The sequence below is a fragment of the Pedobacter sp. Leaf216 genome, assembly GCF_001421515.1.
In the GTDB taxonomy this organism is placed as follows: domain Bacteria; phylum Bacteroidota; class Bacteroidia; order Sphingobacteriales; family Sphingobacteriaceae; genus Pedobacter.
In genome coordinates, this window is sequence record NZ_LMKM01000001.1 from 53,983 (window position 1) to 69,228 (window position 15,246).

15 protein-coding genes and 1 riboswitch are annotated in these 15,246 nt (G+C 39.5%); of the genes, 3 read left to right on the forward strand and 12 right to left on the reverse strand.

Going from position 1 to position 15,246, the window contains the following annotated elements; all coding sequences use genetic code 11:
- Window positions 1-36 precede the first annotated feature (36 nt).
- The 3 genes from ASE74_RS00250 to ASE74_RS00260 form a co-directional block, all read right to left on the reverse strand.
- Window positions 37-702 (reverse strand): response regulator transcription factor, encoded by a 666-nt coding sequence (locus ASE74_RS00250; RefSeq protein WP_055902648.1) that lies wholly within the window; start codon window positions 700-702, stop codon window positions 37-39.
- A gap of 14 nt (window positions 703-716) precedes the next feature.
- The gene (locus ASE74_RS00255; RefSeq protein ID WP_055902651.1) at window positions 717-2,387 is read right to left on the reverse strand and encodes a tetratricopeptide repeat-containing sensor histidine kinase; all 1,671 of its coding nucleotides are present in this window, start codon (window positions 2,385-2,387) and stop codon (window positions 717-719) included.
- Window positions 2,388-2,536: 149 nt separating this feature from the next.
- Window positions 2,537-2,746 (reverse strand): hypothetical protein, encoded by a 210-nt coding sequence (locus tag ASE74_RS00260; RefSeq protein WP_055902654.1) that lies wholly within the window; start codon window positions 2,744-2,746, stop codon window positions 2,537-2,539.
- A 366-nt stretch (window positions 2,747-3,112) separates the two neighbouring features.
- On the opposite strand from ASE74_RS00260, the gene ASE74_RS00265 reads away from it, so the two are divergent.
- Window positions 3,113-4,153 (forward strand): hypothetical protein, encoded by a 1,041-nt coding sequence (locus tag ASE74_RS00265; RefSeq protein ID WP_055902657.1) that lies wholly within the window; start codon window positions 3,113-3,115, stop codon window positions 4,151-4,153.
- Between the two features lie 80 nt (window positions 4,154-4,233).
- Here the strand turns inward: ASE74_RS00265 and ASE74_RS00270 are convergent, their stop codons facing one another.
- A complete protein-coding gene (locus ASE74_RS00270) occupies window positions 4,234-4,785 on the reverse strand; it encodes a hypothetical protein (protein ID WP_055902661.1) in 552 nt (183 codons plus the stop codon).
- Window positions 4,786-5,041: 256 nt separating this feature from the next.
- Here ASE74_RS00270 and ASE74_RS00275 point away from each other — a divergent pair, with 256 nt between their 5' ends.
- Both ASE74_RS00275 and ASE74_RS00280 read left to right on the forward strand, forming a co-directional pair.
- On the forward strand, window positions 5,042-5,404 hold the full coding sequence (locus tag ASE74_RS00275; RefSeq protein ID WP_055902663.1) for a hypothetical protein: 363 nt from the start codon (window positions 5,042-5,044) through the stop codon (window positions 5,402-5,404).
- Window positions 5,401-6,426 carry a hypothetical protein gene (locus tag ASE74_RS00280; protein ID WP_055902667.1) on the forward strand — a complete coding sequence of 342 codons (1,026 nt, stop codon included), beginning with the start codon at window positions 5,401-5,403 and terminating at the stop codon, window positions 6,424-6,426. Before ASE74_RS00275 ends, ASE74_RS00280 begins: the two co-directional genes overlap by 4 nt.
- A 60-nt stretch (window positions 6,427-6,486) precedes the next feature.
- Here ASE74_RS00280 and moeB read toward each other — a convergent pair whose 3' ends face one another.
- From moeB to ASE74_RS00320, 8 genes are all read right to left on the reverse strand, one after another.
- Complete coding sequence (moeB, locus tag ASE74_RS00285) at window positions 6,487-7,524, reverse strand: HesA/MoeB/ThiF family protein (RefSeq protein ID WP_055902670.1); 1,038 nt, start codon at window positions 7,522-7,524, stop codon at window positions 6,487-6,489.
- Window positions 7,518-8,642: a 2-iminoacetate synthase ThiH gene (gene thiH / locus ASE74_RS00290; RefSeq protein WP_055902673.1), complete on the reverse strand. Its 1,125-nt coding sequence runs from the start codon at window positions 8,640-8,642 to the stop codon at window positions 7,518-7,520. Before thiH ends, moeB begins: the two co-directional genes overlap by 7 nt.
- Window positions 8,635-9,399: a thiazole synthase gene (locus ASE74_RS00295; protein ID WP_055902676.1), complete on the reverse strand. Its 765-nt coding sequence runs from the start codon at window positions 9,397-9,399 to the stop codon at window positions 8,635-8,637. Before ASE74_RS00295 ends, thiH begins: the two co-directional genes overlap by 8 nt.
- A 10-nt stretch (window positions 9,400-9,409) precedes the next feature.
- On the reverse strand, window positions 9,410-10,045 hold the full coding sequence (locus ASE74_RS00300) for a thiamine phosphate synthase (protein WP_055902679.1): 636 nt from the start codon (window positions 10,043-10,045) through the stop codon (window positions 9,410-9,412).
- Between the two features lie 10 nt (window positions 10,046-10,055).
- Complete coding sequence (locus ASE74_RS00305; RefSeq protein WP_055902682.1) at window positions 10,056-10,658, reverse strand: thiamine phosphate synthase; 603 nt, start codon at window positions 10,656-10,658, stop codon at window positions 10,056-10,058.
- A 6-nt stretch (window positions 10,659-10,664) separates the two neighbouring features.
- Complete coding sequence (gene thiC, locus ASE74_RS00310; RefSeq protein WP_055902684.1) at window positions 10,665-12,548, reverse strand: phosphomethylpyrimidine synthase ThiC; 1,884 nt, start codon at window positions 12,546-12,548, stop codon at window positions 10,665-10,667.
- A gap of 83 nt (window positions 12,549-12,631) precedes the next feature.
- The gene (gene thiS / locus ASE74_RS00315) at window positions 12,632-12,835 is read right to left on the reverse strand and encodes a sulfur carrier protein ThiS (RefSeq protein ID WP_055903075.1); all 204 of its coding nucleotides are present in this window, start codon (window positions 12,833-12,835) and stop codon (window positions 12,632-12,634) included.
- Window positions 12,836-12,896: 61 nt separating this feature from the next.
- A riboswitch (TPP riboswitch) is annotated at window positions 12,897-12,985 on the reverse strand.
- Between the two features lie 311 nt (window positions 12,986-13,296).
- The gene (locus ASE74_RS00320; RefSeq protein WP_055902686.1) at window positions 13,297-14,967 is read right to left on the reverse strand and encodes a S8 family serine peptidase; all 1,671 of its coding nucleotides are present in this window, start codon (window positions 14,965-14,967) and stop codon (window positions 13,297-13,299) included.
- Window positions 14,968-15,246: the final 279 nt, after the last annotated feature.

Genomic DNA, 15,246 nt, shown 5'->3' on the forward strand with positions numbered 1-15,246 from the left:
TTTTAGACCATTAAGCAGTTAAGGGAATTAAGATTATTAAATTACCTTATTTGCGATACAATAAGCGATGAGTTGCCCGTTATTGGAAATATTCAGCGCAGTTTTAATATAACTTATCCTTTTTTCGATACTGCTTAAACCAGATGGTTCCATTTTTTTTTCCTTTAAAATGCCAGCCATTTCTTTTTGGGTTTTGCCATCTAAAATTAGTGAAACGATTGTTTTGTCGTAAGCGGTAAAATCGTGCAGGTATTCTTCTTTTTGCCTCAGATTGGGCGAATGGTATTTTTTATTTTTATAAACACTTTCTAAAGCCAGTTTAAGGTCTTTCGCATCGTGGCGTGCCTTAGGTACAAAAGCATCTATATCATATTCCTTAAAAAGTGTATTGGCTATCAAAGCTCTGTTTTCTATAGAAAATACCAGAATTTTTAAGTCGGGCTGAATTTCCTTTAATGCCTTTATCAGTTCTCTACCTCCTGATATTTTTTGTTTTGGATAATCTTCATCAAAAGAAAGATCGGTAATGATCAATTCATAAGGATCGCCATCTCGAAGTGCTTTTTGTACGCGTGTAAATGCATCATCACAATAAAATACATAATCTTTATCAGCTATGGTAATCCCAAGATCGGTAAGTGCACTACGAAGTGATTTACTCACGATTTCATGGTCTTCGGCGATGAGTACGTTTTTGAACATATTTATATTTTTAATTAGATTGGAAATGAAAATTCAACACAAAGCCCTTCATCGGGCTTGGTGTCAAAAGTAATATGGCCCGAAATACTTTCTATACGGGTTTCCGTATTCCTCAAACCATTTTTAAATGTTAAAACCTCCATTCCTTTTCCATTATCCACATATATTACCTTTACAAGGCCATTTTCACGCTTAAAATCTATTCCAACCATATCTGCACCGCTATGTTTTTTCATATTGGTCATCAGTTCCTGCAAAATGCAAAATACCTCTGTTTTGGTATCATCTTTAATTCCTTCCCAAAGTTTTTCAGCATTACCTCCCAAAACGATGTTGATTTTCTCAGAGGCATAAGCATATAACATTTTTGATAACTCAACAGAAAAACTTTCTTCGTGGCTATTATCTTTATTATCGTAAGAAAGGTCTCTGGATATTTTATAAATCACATCCAACTTATCAGCGAGGTCGTTTTTATCTATTTCATTAGTATTCTCCACTTCCGACATTACCTGGTATACCCGATTGGCAACACGATCGTGAATTTTTTTAACATATTTAAGCTCCGTTCTTTTTACTTCGATTTCCTTCTCCTGTTGCAGGCTTTTTTTCCGTTTTAAGTAAAGGAAATAGCCGAAGATTAAAAATATTATCAGAGTACCGATCCCAATATTTCTAACTAAAATATCCTTTTGTTTCTCTATATTCTCTCCTTGTGCTTTTAGAAAGTTGGCTTTGTTTTTTTCCGAATTATAACGAATAACTGCAAATTGATTCTTGGCAGCACTACGGACAGTTTGTATGCTATCGCTTAGATTTTGATAAGTCTGAAAATATTTTTTGGTGGCTGGTGGAGGACTAAGTTTGATCAGTTTTTGTAAACCTTCCAAACGATCATCAACCCGGTTTAACACTTGAGCAATCTGATATCTCTTGTTTGCATAAAACAAAGCAGAATCAGGTTTAATATTGGTGTAATAATCAGCAAGATGGGCATAACTCGCATTAAGCTCTAATGAGAGATTGTTCCTTTTCCTAATATCTAATGCTCTTAATAATTCAGGGGCAGCATTGTAATTTGGGTTTTGAAGCCATTTGGTTAGGGCAAGGTTGGATAATACTTTGGCAAATGTTTCACTGTCAATTGATTGATTTAAAATATCTTGATAGATGGTTATTGCCTTTAGATAAGCTTTTCTTTTCCTGTAAATATTTCCAATATTATTTTTAAGCACAGCTTCGGGAACAACACCCGTAGTATAATCTAAAGCTTCTGTATAAAATTCAATAGCTTGATCATAATCTTTTAAATTTTCTGAAGCAAATCCTAAGTTATTTAAGTTCGCTTTTATAAATATGTGCTCTTTTGGTATTCTTTTATTGAAAAATGGAGATGCATTTATCGATAATTCTTGTCCTCCAAAATAATCACCATTATTAGTTGAGATCATAGCCATATTTAAAAGGCACTTCGCAACACCTAAATTATTTTTCTGTTGAAGAAAGAGGTCTTTAGCTTTATCCAAATAAAAAAAAGCACTATCAATTTTTTGTTCTACTAAGTATTGATATGCCTTATCGTATATAGGGTTATTTTCTTTTTTTTCGACTTTTATACCCGGGCTTTTCTTGGAGCAGGAGAACAAAAGCACGATGAAGATTATGGCAATATTGAGGCGCTTCACTTTTTTAGATTTTAATCTAAATTAAAGAAATTTAATTTGGATTGCACCTTATTTAAACGTTTTAAAATTGTTAAGCACTAGATGACTGAAATTTTTGAAATATTAAAATAAAAAATAAGGCGGCAATGTGCCGCCTTATTATCCTATTACTATTTCGGTATTTTGATCTGGCCACCTTCACCACCTGTATCGTCGCCCGGAGGGGTGTCTCCTGGGTTATTTGGATCATCTGGATTCGTATCACCAGGATCGGCATCAGCAGTATTTACAGTTGTTGTTCCGCCACAAGAAGCAGACTGATTTGTATTGTACGGAGTAGCTAATCCTAATAGGATTGCAATAAATAATGGAATAAACATTTCTTTAAAAATTTAAAAAGTGATGTACACGTAGTTCCCCACGCCCCATGCATGGGGGTTGCTACAAACTGTAAATCAGAAGGCCTTCTGAAATTTTTGGGAAGTGTTGAGTGTCTGTCGCGGGAGCTTGTAGCTGCTTCCCAAACCGGCTAATAACTACCGCGATTTCTACTCTTTTATTAATCAGTTTTTTAAATTAGCTTTGATAATGAATCGCTGCCTGTGCTGATCAACGATACAAATATGGGGTGAGTCAAAAGATTAATTATCAGTATATTCCGATGTTTCCTTTGTTTCCGCCTAGATTCCGGAAAACCGTAAATATTCCACTTATTCCGTCTTATTTTTACGCTAAATTTTAAAGAAATGTTTGAGGAGTATAAAAGATCGCTATTAGATTTCTACCGTATTAAAAAAGAGAATAATCTGCTTACGACTAATTTGGAAATCCCTGGTCGCGATAAATTAAAGAAAGAATGTGTTGAAGTGTTTCTGAGAAAAAACACACAGAAGGATAAGGATTTAGTCAAATCGATCTTCGATCCAACAAACAAGTATGAAGATCAGGTAAGAAGCATTGAAAAATTCAAGGTAGATAAGTTAAGGCCTTTGGTAAATTTTTTAACCGAAGGAACAAGTATTAGAGAGGAAAAATTTGTCAAACTTCTTGGCTGGTTGTTGGATTTCACCGCTTACGATGAATGGAGGCAACTTAGCGATGAGGATAAAAAACGCATTTTTGAGAAACTATTAAATGGGGGTAAAACTCCTCCTGTAAGTATAGGTCCACCAACGACCACAACAGATCCCCCAAAACCACCAAGGGAAGAAACCACCTATCGTCCCCGCTTCTCAACATCTCAAATAATTATATCCTGTATTATTTTACTTTTTATCACCAGCACTTCTTTTATCGCCTGGGAGCGTATGGCCGCAAGCGTTAGAACGCCCAACGCGGATGAAAAACACATGTATTGGAATGGCGATCATTACGAACCCGTTAAAAACGGGACACATGAACCTGGGGTTACAATTATCCCTTTAGACCTTAAACTTTTGCAACAACAAAGAAAGATTACTTTACCTGATACATTGACAAAATACTCGTTGGGTAAAGTTTGGTACAAAGGCCATGGGAATGATCATGAGTTTTTTACCGATAGTGGTGCATATCCTTCGGATACAAATAGAGTACTTAAGCCACTTTCAAACATGATCTTAACCAAATACACTTCTAATTACAAGTATATGCTCACCCGTTTAGTATGGCTTTTATGTGCGGCTTTTTTGATCAGTACTGGTGGTTATTTGGTGAGTAGGATGAAGCGGAAAATAATCCTTAAAAAGGATCCGCAAGTGGCTGAGGAAAATACCGATGACTTGATTGGAGCGGAATTAGCCCAATAATAAGCCTACTTTATTGTTGCATAATAATTTAGTAATGGTTTAACTCAAATGTTCACACTTGGGTTAAACCATGTTTTATTTTATTGGGCCCAGTTTACCTGGATATTGTGTTTTTGTGCATACACTTTGCCTTTTTCCATCAGTGCATTAAAATTTTGTTCAAATTGGGCACCATATTTCTGGTCGATGCTTTTAATCATTTCATCTTTCGCCGTTTCGCTGCCCTTACTGTCGCAGAGTTTAGCAAAGGCCATGTATTCGTTTTTATAAACAGGGATCACTCTTTCATACAATTGCTGCGAAAGACTTTTAATTTCCTTTTCTTCATCTCCCGATGCTGAAAGTTTTTTCACTTTTTCCAGTGATTGTTCAAGGTATAATATTTTGTTGTTGAGACTGGTAACGGCTTCGTTGCCTTTCTTTTTACTGGATGGAATATCAGGATATTCTTTGGTTTCGTCGTTAATATGACGAGCGAGATCGGCACTGGCAAAATCGTTGATCATGTTGGTGTTCAGGATGGCAATGTCGAAAAAACGTTCAGGGGTTTCGGAGCAAGCCGAGAAAAAAAGCGTGAAGAGGATTAAAATCGCGAATCCAGATTTTTGGGATAGTGCTTGTAATTTGTTCATAATCTAAATGGGTTTCCTTATAAAATTTAAATTTCGGTAGGAGCAAAGATTGAGCCGAGTTTTTGAGTTGTAAGCATAGAAACTGTTCTAGTGTTTGATAATAAAAAAAAATTAACACAAATCAGTATAATTCTAAATGCGATAATTATAATCATTTGGTCTTGATCTTCAACTACATAATATGTAAATTTAGTTCTCTTATACAGCCTTCTTTCAATTACGTTCTTATCATCTTGAATTAAACCCTAAAAAAGCCATGAACCAATCAGAATTAATTGAAAAAAAAAGGCGTTTTATCAAACGCACTTATTTCGGAGTGTCAGACAATCCGCTTGATGATGTAAATCCATTTGACGCCTGGGATGAATTTTTAGCGGCAAAGGTTAAAGACATGAATTGGGGAATAAATCCTGACGCTATAAAAAGATCAAAAATCAGGTTTGCCTATAATTTTAATAAAATTTTAGATCATTACAGTGTTTTACTTGGCCTTGATGATATCCTGGTAGACCTAGATAATGATGCGCAAACCAACGAATCGATGATCAATACCTGGGCGGATAAAGCCATTTTTCCGGGCGATAAAACTGAAACAGAAAACAAAGTGGAAGAGAAATGAAAAAGGCCTTACTAATGATCGCCTGCCTTGGCTTTGGAAGTTTGGCAGTTGCACAGGTAAATAAAAATGCCGATACCACAGCAAAAAAAAGCATTGTGGAAAAATCAAGTTCGTTTAAAATTTTTGATAAATATGGATTAAAGGTTGATCTGAAATTTATTGATCCTGAAAAAGGCTCGTTTGGGATTGATTATCAATTTCAACTAGATCGGAATCTGCTCGGACATGATCCGGCTAAAATCAATAAATTAAATCTATCACTAGGCAGCAGGGGGTTTGTAACCGTAGCTGAAGATAAAAATAAAAACAGCAGCTTAATCTCCGAAATTAAATTGGAAGGGCAACCCCTTTTTCACGTAAAAGGGAAAGAACTCGGCCCGCGGACGCCTATTGATCTCTCAGCGGAAGATGATCCCGAATTGCCTCCGGGCAAAGATCCACTTGTTGATGAAGCGAGAAATTTAGCAGCTCAGGTGGCTTCGCCTTTATGGCTTTCGTTTAATTTGCATGCCAAACACGAAACCACACAGGATTTCAGAAACTCCGACTTTGCATTTGGTCCGCAGCTTTCTGTTTCTACTTCCTACCTCAGCGCATTTCTCGATTTTCCTTTTGGTTTACTTCGGGCAGCTAAAAACAACAATCCAAGGCAGTTGGATTTATCAGTAGGCTATGATTATGTAACCGGAGCAAACAAAACCAGCCTTGCGCCTTTACTTGATGATGCTAAATTTATGAACAGGTTGAACCTCAAAGCAGAATGGGAAACAGGAATATTTTCAGGAAACGAACGCATTGCCTTTTTATTTGACTCATATTATGACCTTGACCGTAATTTATTGCTGAAAAATGCAGGTAAAGACTGGAATTATTTTTATATGATCAGGATTGAAAAACTTTTAAAAATTAACTTAGGGCCGGGCACCAAAACCAAGGTGGCTGTGAAATATACAGCAGGTGAGCTTCCGCCAAATTTCGATAAAGGTTTTGTACTTGGCGGGGGTTTCTCAATTGATTTTTAGTAAGCATATTTCTGGCGATTGTATCTTAAATTAACGATACAGTCGCTTTAAACTCAAAAATCAGATTCCATTTTTAAGGCTGTAGACCTCACCTGTGTAATTTTTCTTCAATATTTGTGCAGCCATTTTACTCCTTTGTCCGGTTTGGCAATAGCAGACAATTGTTTTACTTTTTGGAATGGTTTCAATTGAGTTTTCAAGATCGTATAATGGAATGTTGATCCCGCCGATATTGTAATCTTCATGTTCGAAATCCTCGCGCACATCAATCAGTACAACTTCTTTTGAATTTGTTTCGAGCCAATTGTTCAACGTTATTTTGTCGATTTCTTTTATCGAATCGCCCTTTTTTAAAACATTTATTCCACTGGTTTCTGCTTGCTTTTCTGATGCGATGTTAAATACCATAACAGAATTATTCAGCGCATTAATAGTCATCAGCTTTCCAGATAGGGTTTCTCCGATACCGGTGATTAACTTTAATGCTTCGTTGGCCATGTATAAACCAACAATACCAGGCAGCAGGCCAATTACACCACCCTCCACACAGTTGATATTTTCGGTTGGTGGAGCAGGATAAAGATTTCTATAATTAACACTACCAAAGTGGTTAAATACAGCAATTTGCCCTTCAAACTGTAATATCGACCCAAATATGAGTGTTTTATCCAAGCTTAGGCAGGTATCATTTACCAGGTAACGGGTGCTAAAATTATCAGAGCAATCAATCACCAACTCATAATCCCTGCAAATATTTATGGCACATTCATCGGTAAAACGTTCAGCATAAGCCTTAAGCTTAACATGCGGATTAAGTAGTGTAAGTTTTTTAACCGCCACCTTTGCCTTTGGCTGGCCAATATCGGTATGGTTATATAAAATCTGTCGGTGCAGATTACTCAATTCCACCATATCATCATCCACAATGCCAATTTCGCCAAATCCAGCCGCAGCCAGGTATTGCAAAACCGGGCAGCCCAATCCGCCGGCACCAATTACCAGCACGCTTGCCGCTTTAAGCTTTTCCTGCCCGGCCAAACCCAATTCTGGTAAGATCATTTGCCGGCTGTAACGGCTTAATTCTTCCTTTATCAGCATTTTTTATTAATTAAACTCATATCCCAATCTTTCCAGATCGGTTCATAACCTTGCTTTCTGATCATGGCTGCAATTTCCTGCGCGGAGCGTTCATCAGATATTTCGAACTGCTCTAATGATTGCGGCTCTACTTCATATCCTCCTGGATTGGTTTTAGAGCCTGCACTAATAGCGGTAATGCCCAGCTTAATTACCTGGTTTCTGAAAGCCATTGTTTCCCGGGTGGATATTGAGAGTTCTACTTCGCTATTGAATAAGCGGTAAGCGCAAATCAACTGTACCAATTCCTTATCGTTCATTACCACCTTAGGCTCTAAACCACCGCTAAAAGGCCGCAGCCGGGGGAATGAGATGCTAAATTTACTTTGCCAATACTGTTTTTCGAGATAGGATAGGTGTAGGGCCGTAAAAAAAGAATCAGTCCTCCAGTCTTCCAGTCCGATGAGTACACCCAGCCCCATTTTATGGATTCCAGCCTGCCCCAATCGATCAGGTGTTTCCAAACGGTATAAGAAATTGGATTTTTTTCCTTTGGGGTGGTGTTTGCGGTAATCGTCCTGGTGGTAAGTTTCCTGGTAAACCAGAACGGTATTCAGGCCGTGGTGAATCAGCGTTTCGTAATCTTCTACATCAAGCGGTTGTACCTCCATAGAGATATGGGCAAAATGAGGACTGATCAGATCCAAAACTTTTTTAAAATAATCGGTATGCACACTTTGGTTGGCTTCGCCTGTAACCAGCAAAACATGCTCGTAACCCATGCCCTTAATTACGGCTACTTCCTGCATAATTTCCATAGGGTTCAGGGTTCTTCGCCTCACTTTATTATCGTAGCTAAACCCACAATAAGTACAAATGTTATTGCACTCATTGGAAAGATAAAGCGGAATGTACATTTGGATTACCCTCCCAAAGCGATCCAAGGTTAGCCTTTGACTAATCTGTGCCATATCCTCTAAATAAGGCATTGCAGCAGGCGAGATCAAGGCTTTAAAATCATCCAGACTGCGTTGCGAATTGCTCAATGCCCTTTCTACATCGGCTGCAGTTTTATCATATATACTGGCCTTGGTATCGTCCCAATTATAGGATTCGAATATGTTGTTAAAGCTATTCATCAAGAAATGCGGTTAGTGGACTGCTTGCTGCTGCATATTGTTGCTGGCCTCCCAGTTTAGCTTCAAAGGCCATTCTACCTGCTTCTACAGCCAGTTTAAATGCGGTAGCCATAGCAGTTGGGTTTTTAGCGATGGCAATTGCGGTATTTACCAACACTGCATCGGCGCCAATCTCCATGGCTTTTGCGGCATCAGATGGTGCGCCTATACCAGCATCAATAATAACAGGTACCCTGCTCTGGCTAATAATAATCTCTAAAAAATCAATGGTTCTTAAACCTTTATTGCTACCAATGGGCGATCCGAGCGGCATTACAGCAGCGGTACCTACATCTTCTAAACGCTTACACAAAACAGGGTCGGCATGAATGTATGGAAGTACCACGAAACCCAGTTTAACCAGTTCTTCAGTCGCTTTCAGCGTTTCAATCGGGTCGGGCATCAGGTATTTCGGATCGGGATGAATTTCGAGCTTAATCCAGTTGGTTTCCAAGGCCTCGCGCGCGAGTTGAGCTGCAAAAACAGCTTCTTTCGCATTGCGCACACCAGAGGTATTGGGCAATAAATTGATATGCGGATGTTTAAGGTGATGGAGGATATCATCATCTTTACCTTTTAAATCTACACGTTTAAGCGCAACGGTAACCAGTTCGGAAGCCGAAGCGATTAATGCACTTTCCATCACCCTTGCCGAACTGAATTTTCCGGTTCCGGTAAAAAGTCTGGAGCTAAATGTTTGATCTGCTATTGTTAACATATCTGTAATTTTAATGCGAATGGATGTTAAATTTGCTGTTGATTTCCTCTAGCACAACCGAGGTTTGAATCTGGTTGGTAAGTGCAGCCGATATAGCAATTCCGTAAATTCCGGTTTCTAGAATTGCCGGAATATCTGCCGCTTCAATTCCTCCAATGGCCACAATTGGCGTTTTTATGTTAGCTTGACGAACTTTTTCCATCAATTTCCGGTAACCGGCCAAACCTACAATCGGACTCAGATTTTCTTTAGTACGGGTAAAACGGAATGGACCCAAACCAATATAATCTGCCCCTTCGGCTACCCTTTGCTGTATATGCTCGAATGTGTTGGCCGTACCACCGATAACCTGTTCCGGATTGATAATCTTCCGCGCTTCCAGAATGGGCATATCCTGCAAACCAAGGTGCACACCATAACTACCCACCGCCTTGGCCAGGTGAGGATAATCATTTATAATAAGTTTGGCTCCATAACTTTCGCATAATGCCTGCGCGGCTTTGGCAAAAGGGAGAATCTCAGTTTCCGAACTGTTTTTAATGCGGAGCTGAATCCATTTGCCGCCAGCCTTAAGCACCTGCTCAATGGCATCTATATGGGTTCCAGTTTGAGGGGCTTGTGAGATATATTGTAATGGCTGAATCATGTTCACGTTTTTAAAGATTTTGAGTGTAGCTTTGACATTCGAGCTGTGCTTTTTTGAAAGTATTTAACGCCTCCGAAAGGTTATTCCAAATGGAACCAAGTAGGGCAACCCCATCAAAATTCATTTCCTTTACCACACCGATTTCCTTTATGCCAATGCCTCCAAGGGCAATGATTTTAGGTTGACCGGTCTTCTTTTCCAATTGAAAACCTGATGGGATAACACTTTGATAACCCGGCTTGGAAATGCTGTTGAATACTGGTCCGAAAAAGCTGTATTTATATTGCTGGATGGCACCGATAGCTGATAACTGATGGATAGAGGTACTGAATATAAAGTTCTGAGGCAATTCCTGCTCACCTCTGTTTTTTCTGAAACTTTCGGTATGGTGAATTCTGTTAATGTTGTAATCTTTGGCCAGTGTATGGTAATGGTGTAAGGCAATCTGCGGATGGTATTCGGGTAAAATCCCCTCAATAATATCCCGATAGGCAGCTTCATCAGCATTTTCTTTCCGCAAGTGAAAAACCGCTAAACCTGCTTCAAAAAGTTGGTTTATCAGAAGGCTTTCTTGCTTAAAAATTGTTGGTTTAGCAATTACAATCAGTTCCATAATGGCTTAAGAATAAATTTCGCTGCCTTTTTCTGTAAATTCCTTTGATTTTTCCTGCATCCCTTTGGCTAAAGCATCTTCTGCCTCAACACCTTGTTTTGCAGCATATTCGCGTACATCCTGCGTAATTTTCATAGAGCAGAAATTTGGGCCGCACATGGAGCAGAAATGTGCAATTTTAGCACCCTCAGCAGGCAGTGTTTCATCATGGAATTCTTTTGCGGTATCAGGATCGAGTGATAAGTTAAACTGGTCTTCCCATCTGAATTCGAACCTTGCCTTGCTTAAGGCATTGTCGCGGTATTGCGCACCGGGATGGCCTTTGGCTAAATCGGCCGCGTGGGCAGCAATTTTATAAGTAATTACACCATCTTTTACATCTTTTTTATTCGGCAAGCCCAAATGCTCCTTAGGGGTTACATAACAAAGCATGGCAGTACCGAACCAACCGATCATGGCAGCCCCGATGGCCGAGGTAATATGATCATAACCCGGCGCAATATCAGTGGTTAACGGACCCAAGGTGTAAAATGGAGCTTCAGAACAGTGCTCAAGCTGCTTTTCCATATTGGCTTTAATCAGGTGCATAGGCACGTGGCCCGGGCCTTCAATAATGGTCTGCACATCGTGTTTCCAGGCAATTTTGGTGAGTTCGCCGAGTGTTTCGAGTTCTGAGAACTGTGCGGCGTCATTTGCATCGGCAATACAGCCTGGTCTTAATCCATCCCCTAACGAAAATGCAACATCGTAAGCCTTCATGATCTCGCAAATCTCTTCAAAATGAGTGTACAGGAAATTCTCCTTATGATGTGCCAAACACCATTTGGCCATAATGGATCCGCCACGAGAAACAATACCGGTAATTCGTTTGGCGGTTAATGGCACATAACGGAGCAATACGCCAGCATGAATGGTAAAATAATCTACGCCCTGTTCGGCCTGTTCAATAAGGGTATCGCGAAAAATTTCCCAGGATAAATCTTCTGCTTTTCCATTTACTTTTTCTAAGGCCTGGTAAATCGGAACGGTGCCGATGGGTACCGGAGAGTTGCGGATAATCCATTCACGGGTTTCGTGAATATTTTTTCCTGTTGAAAGGTCCATAATTGTATCGGCACCCCAACGGCAGGCCCAAACTGCCTTTTCTACTTCTTCTTCAATAGTTGAGGTAACGGCCGAATTGCCAATATTGGCATTGATTTTTACCAGGAAATTTCGCCCGATAATCATCGGCTCAAGCTCCGGGTGATTGATGTTGCAAGGAATCACTGCCCGTCCGGCAGCTACCTCTGTTCTTACAAATTCGGGGGTGATGTATCCTTTTGGTGTATTGGCGCCAAAGCTATTGCCCTGGTGCTGATGGTTCATTACCTCGTGTTGGCTGCCTAGTTGTTCGTTCAATAGATCAATCTGCTGATTTTCCCTGATGGCAATATACTCCATTTCGGCCGTTATAATGCCTTTTTTAGCATAATGCATTTGCGATACATTGGCACCTGCTTGCGCTTTATAAGGTTTATTGGTGAAGTTAAACCGCAGCGAATCAAGCTTCTCATCAGCCAAACGCTGCTGCCCGTAAACAGAAGAAAGCACCGGAAGCTCTTCCACATCAAGCCTGTTTTTAATCCACTGCTCCCTTAAGCGCGGCAACCCTTTTTTAACATCAATAATAACATTAGGGTCGGTATATGGGCCGCTGGTATCGTAAACGGTTACCGGTGGGTTAGGCTCGGTTAGGCCAAAACCGTTGTGGATTTTTGTTTCTGTTAAACTGATCTCCCGCATGGCTACCTGTATATTGTGGATTTTTCCGGGAACAAAGATTTTTCGTGATGCCGGAAAAGGACTGCGGCTAATGACTTCCTGGTTTGGTGTTTTTTCTTGTTTCATGTGGTAGTTTGAATATTGAATGATTGAATGGGGATATAAGAGATGTAAAGAATGAATTGAAAGTCATACATTCACTCGTTCTTTTACCCCCCTTGCGTGGCTTTTATGAGTATAATCTGATCGCCATGACTTAACAGATGGCCAGCCCAGCCCGATTTGGGAATGATGTTTTGATTTACCGCAATGGCAAGTCCGTCGGTTTCTAAAAGTAGAACAGTAGCAAATAGCTGTTCGATGGAACAGGTTTCCTTTAGCGAATGATTCTGATTGTTTATAGTTACTTCCATATTAAAAAATTTGGAAAAACTATAGAGATTGCCCCGTATTGGGGATCGAAAAGACAGCAATGGTATTGCTTTCACTTTTCCCTTCGGCAGTACTAACTGCATCAGGTTCAAAGGGTATTTCTCAGCACGTAGGCACCCCTAAAGTTTTTTTGTAAATATATAGGATTAAATTTCTAAAGCAAATAAAAAATAGTATAGATAAAATCTATATGATATGAAGACTAATATAGAGATGGCATAAAAATTTTAGAGAAACAAATCTCCTGAAGGTATTATCATCCGATAGCTATCTGATAACGAGTCCTTTAGCGGAGTCTGTCAATAACTGTTTACGAAGGGTCTTTTCCAATTAGCGTAATGTCCGGAAAAGATCCCTTACTGCGTTAAGGATGACAATCCTGGTGATTAAAACACTAATTTTTCATTCCCCAATCTTCGCTCCCTTTCTCTCGAACAAAAATCTATCTTGATGCAGTGATTGTTTTGCTTAGGTCCATCGCTTTCTGCATATCAGCAATGCCATATCCGAATGGAACTTCCGGTTTTCCAGCACGGTCTGCAGACTTTCTAATAACCTCCATAAGCTCCTCATTGGTAAGTTTAGGGTATGCTTGCCATAAACATGCGGCCAAGCCACACATAATCGGACTGGCGTACGAGGTTCCACTACGTGTTTCACTGTTCCCACTCTCATTAATTACACTTGCAGTACCACCTAAAGCTACTACATCAGGCTTCATCCTGCCATCTACCGTGACGCCCCAAGAACTAAAGGCACTAATTTTCAGGTTGCTGTAAATAGCCCCTAATGTAAGTACGTGAGGGGAATCGGCAGGGGTACCTACCCAAGTGTTTTCATTCCCGGCACAGTTAACAATAAAAATGCCTTTACTAGCTGCTACATTAGCACCACGTGTTGCTAAAGCCGTTTTCCCATCCATATCTTCAAACTTATATCGCGTATATGGGTAATAAAAACCTGTAGAATAAGAAAGAGATGAGTTAACAATATCTACCCCAACACTATCGGCATACTCAATAGCATTTACCCAATAATCTTCTTCGATAGGATATTCGGTAGACTCATCTTCACTGCGCAGCAACCAGTAATTTGCTTCCGGAGCGGTACCCACATAGTTGCCCGGCTGGTTGGTGGCCATGCATGAGGTTACCCAAATGCCATGACTGTCTACACTATAAGGATTATCATTTTCGTACACAAAAGACTTTGCCCCTTTTACATTTACATTTTTTAAAGCAGGGTTAGTTTTGAAGTTAATAAAGCCGGCATCGATCACCGCAATATCAATTCCTTCCCCTCTAAAACCTTTATTATGTAATGCCTGGCCATTATTAATACTAATATTGGTTAATGCTGAGCCATAATTTAATGATGCGCCTGGAGTACGGTTAGCACCAATTTGTGGCACATCTACATACTTAGAGGCGGTTGTTACTTCTTTTCTCTTTCCTTCCCACACCAGAATTACCTCTTTTACAAAGGGCAGCGCTTTGTATTTGTCGATTAAGAATTCATCTGTACAATTTACACTTACAGTGTTCAGCCATTTACTTTTAGCTACAATAGTGCCGCCCACCTGTTGTATTGCTTTTAGGTATTCGGGAGAAATTGGTAAGTCTGACGCATCGATTGGGATGTTTCTCTTACGTCTCCGTTCAATTGCTTTTGGAGAAAGAAATGATTCTGGATTATTGATCGATAAATTCGATTGTCCTTTGTCTTTGAGCACCAAACGAAATTTATAGTCGTTGCCGTCGGTAACCACAACCTTGCATTTGGCTACGCCTTTACCATTAACCAATGTAGCTAAAACATAAGTTTCTCCAGCGGCATCGGGCCAAACGACACCTTCATCCGTTACCCTGGCAATCCTTGGGTTCTCAGAACTCCAAACAACTGAATCAGACTCGCCAGAAAGTAAATTTTGAATTTTTACGGTTAACCTGGCACCAAAAAAACTATCGTTTGCGAGTTTTACCTCACCTGGCTCTATCGATATTGTAATAGCGGGTATGACTGGGGTTTCTGGCACTTCTGATTTTTTACAGGCAGAAAATAAAAAGCAGAATAAAAAAGGGATGAGATAAAGGCGATGGGCGTATAAATTCATGACGAACTTTAAAAATAATAATATCTTTTACAGAAAAAGAAACTCACTTTTAAAGCTACATTCTTCTTCATAGATTTTACAAGTATAAGGTAATTGTGCGGATTGCAGACATACATAAATAAAAAAACTACTTATATAGTAATATAACACATATTATATTTATCAACCCAGGTATTCAACCTGCACGCTAATCCATCCATCCACACCTACCGCCTTATGCAAAATGCAAAACTTCCTTATAGCGGTAGAAAACACCATCAATTTACAGCCGATCTTTAT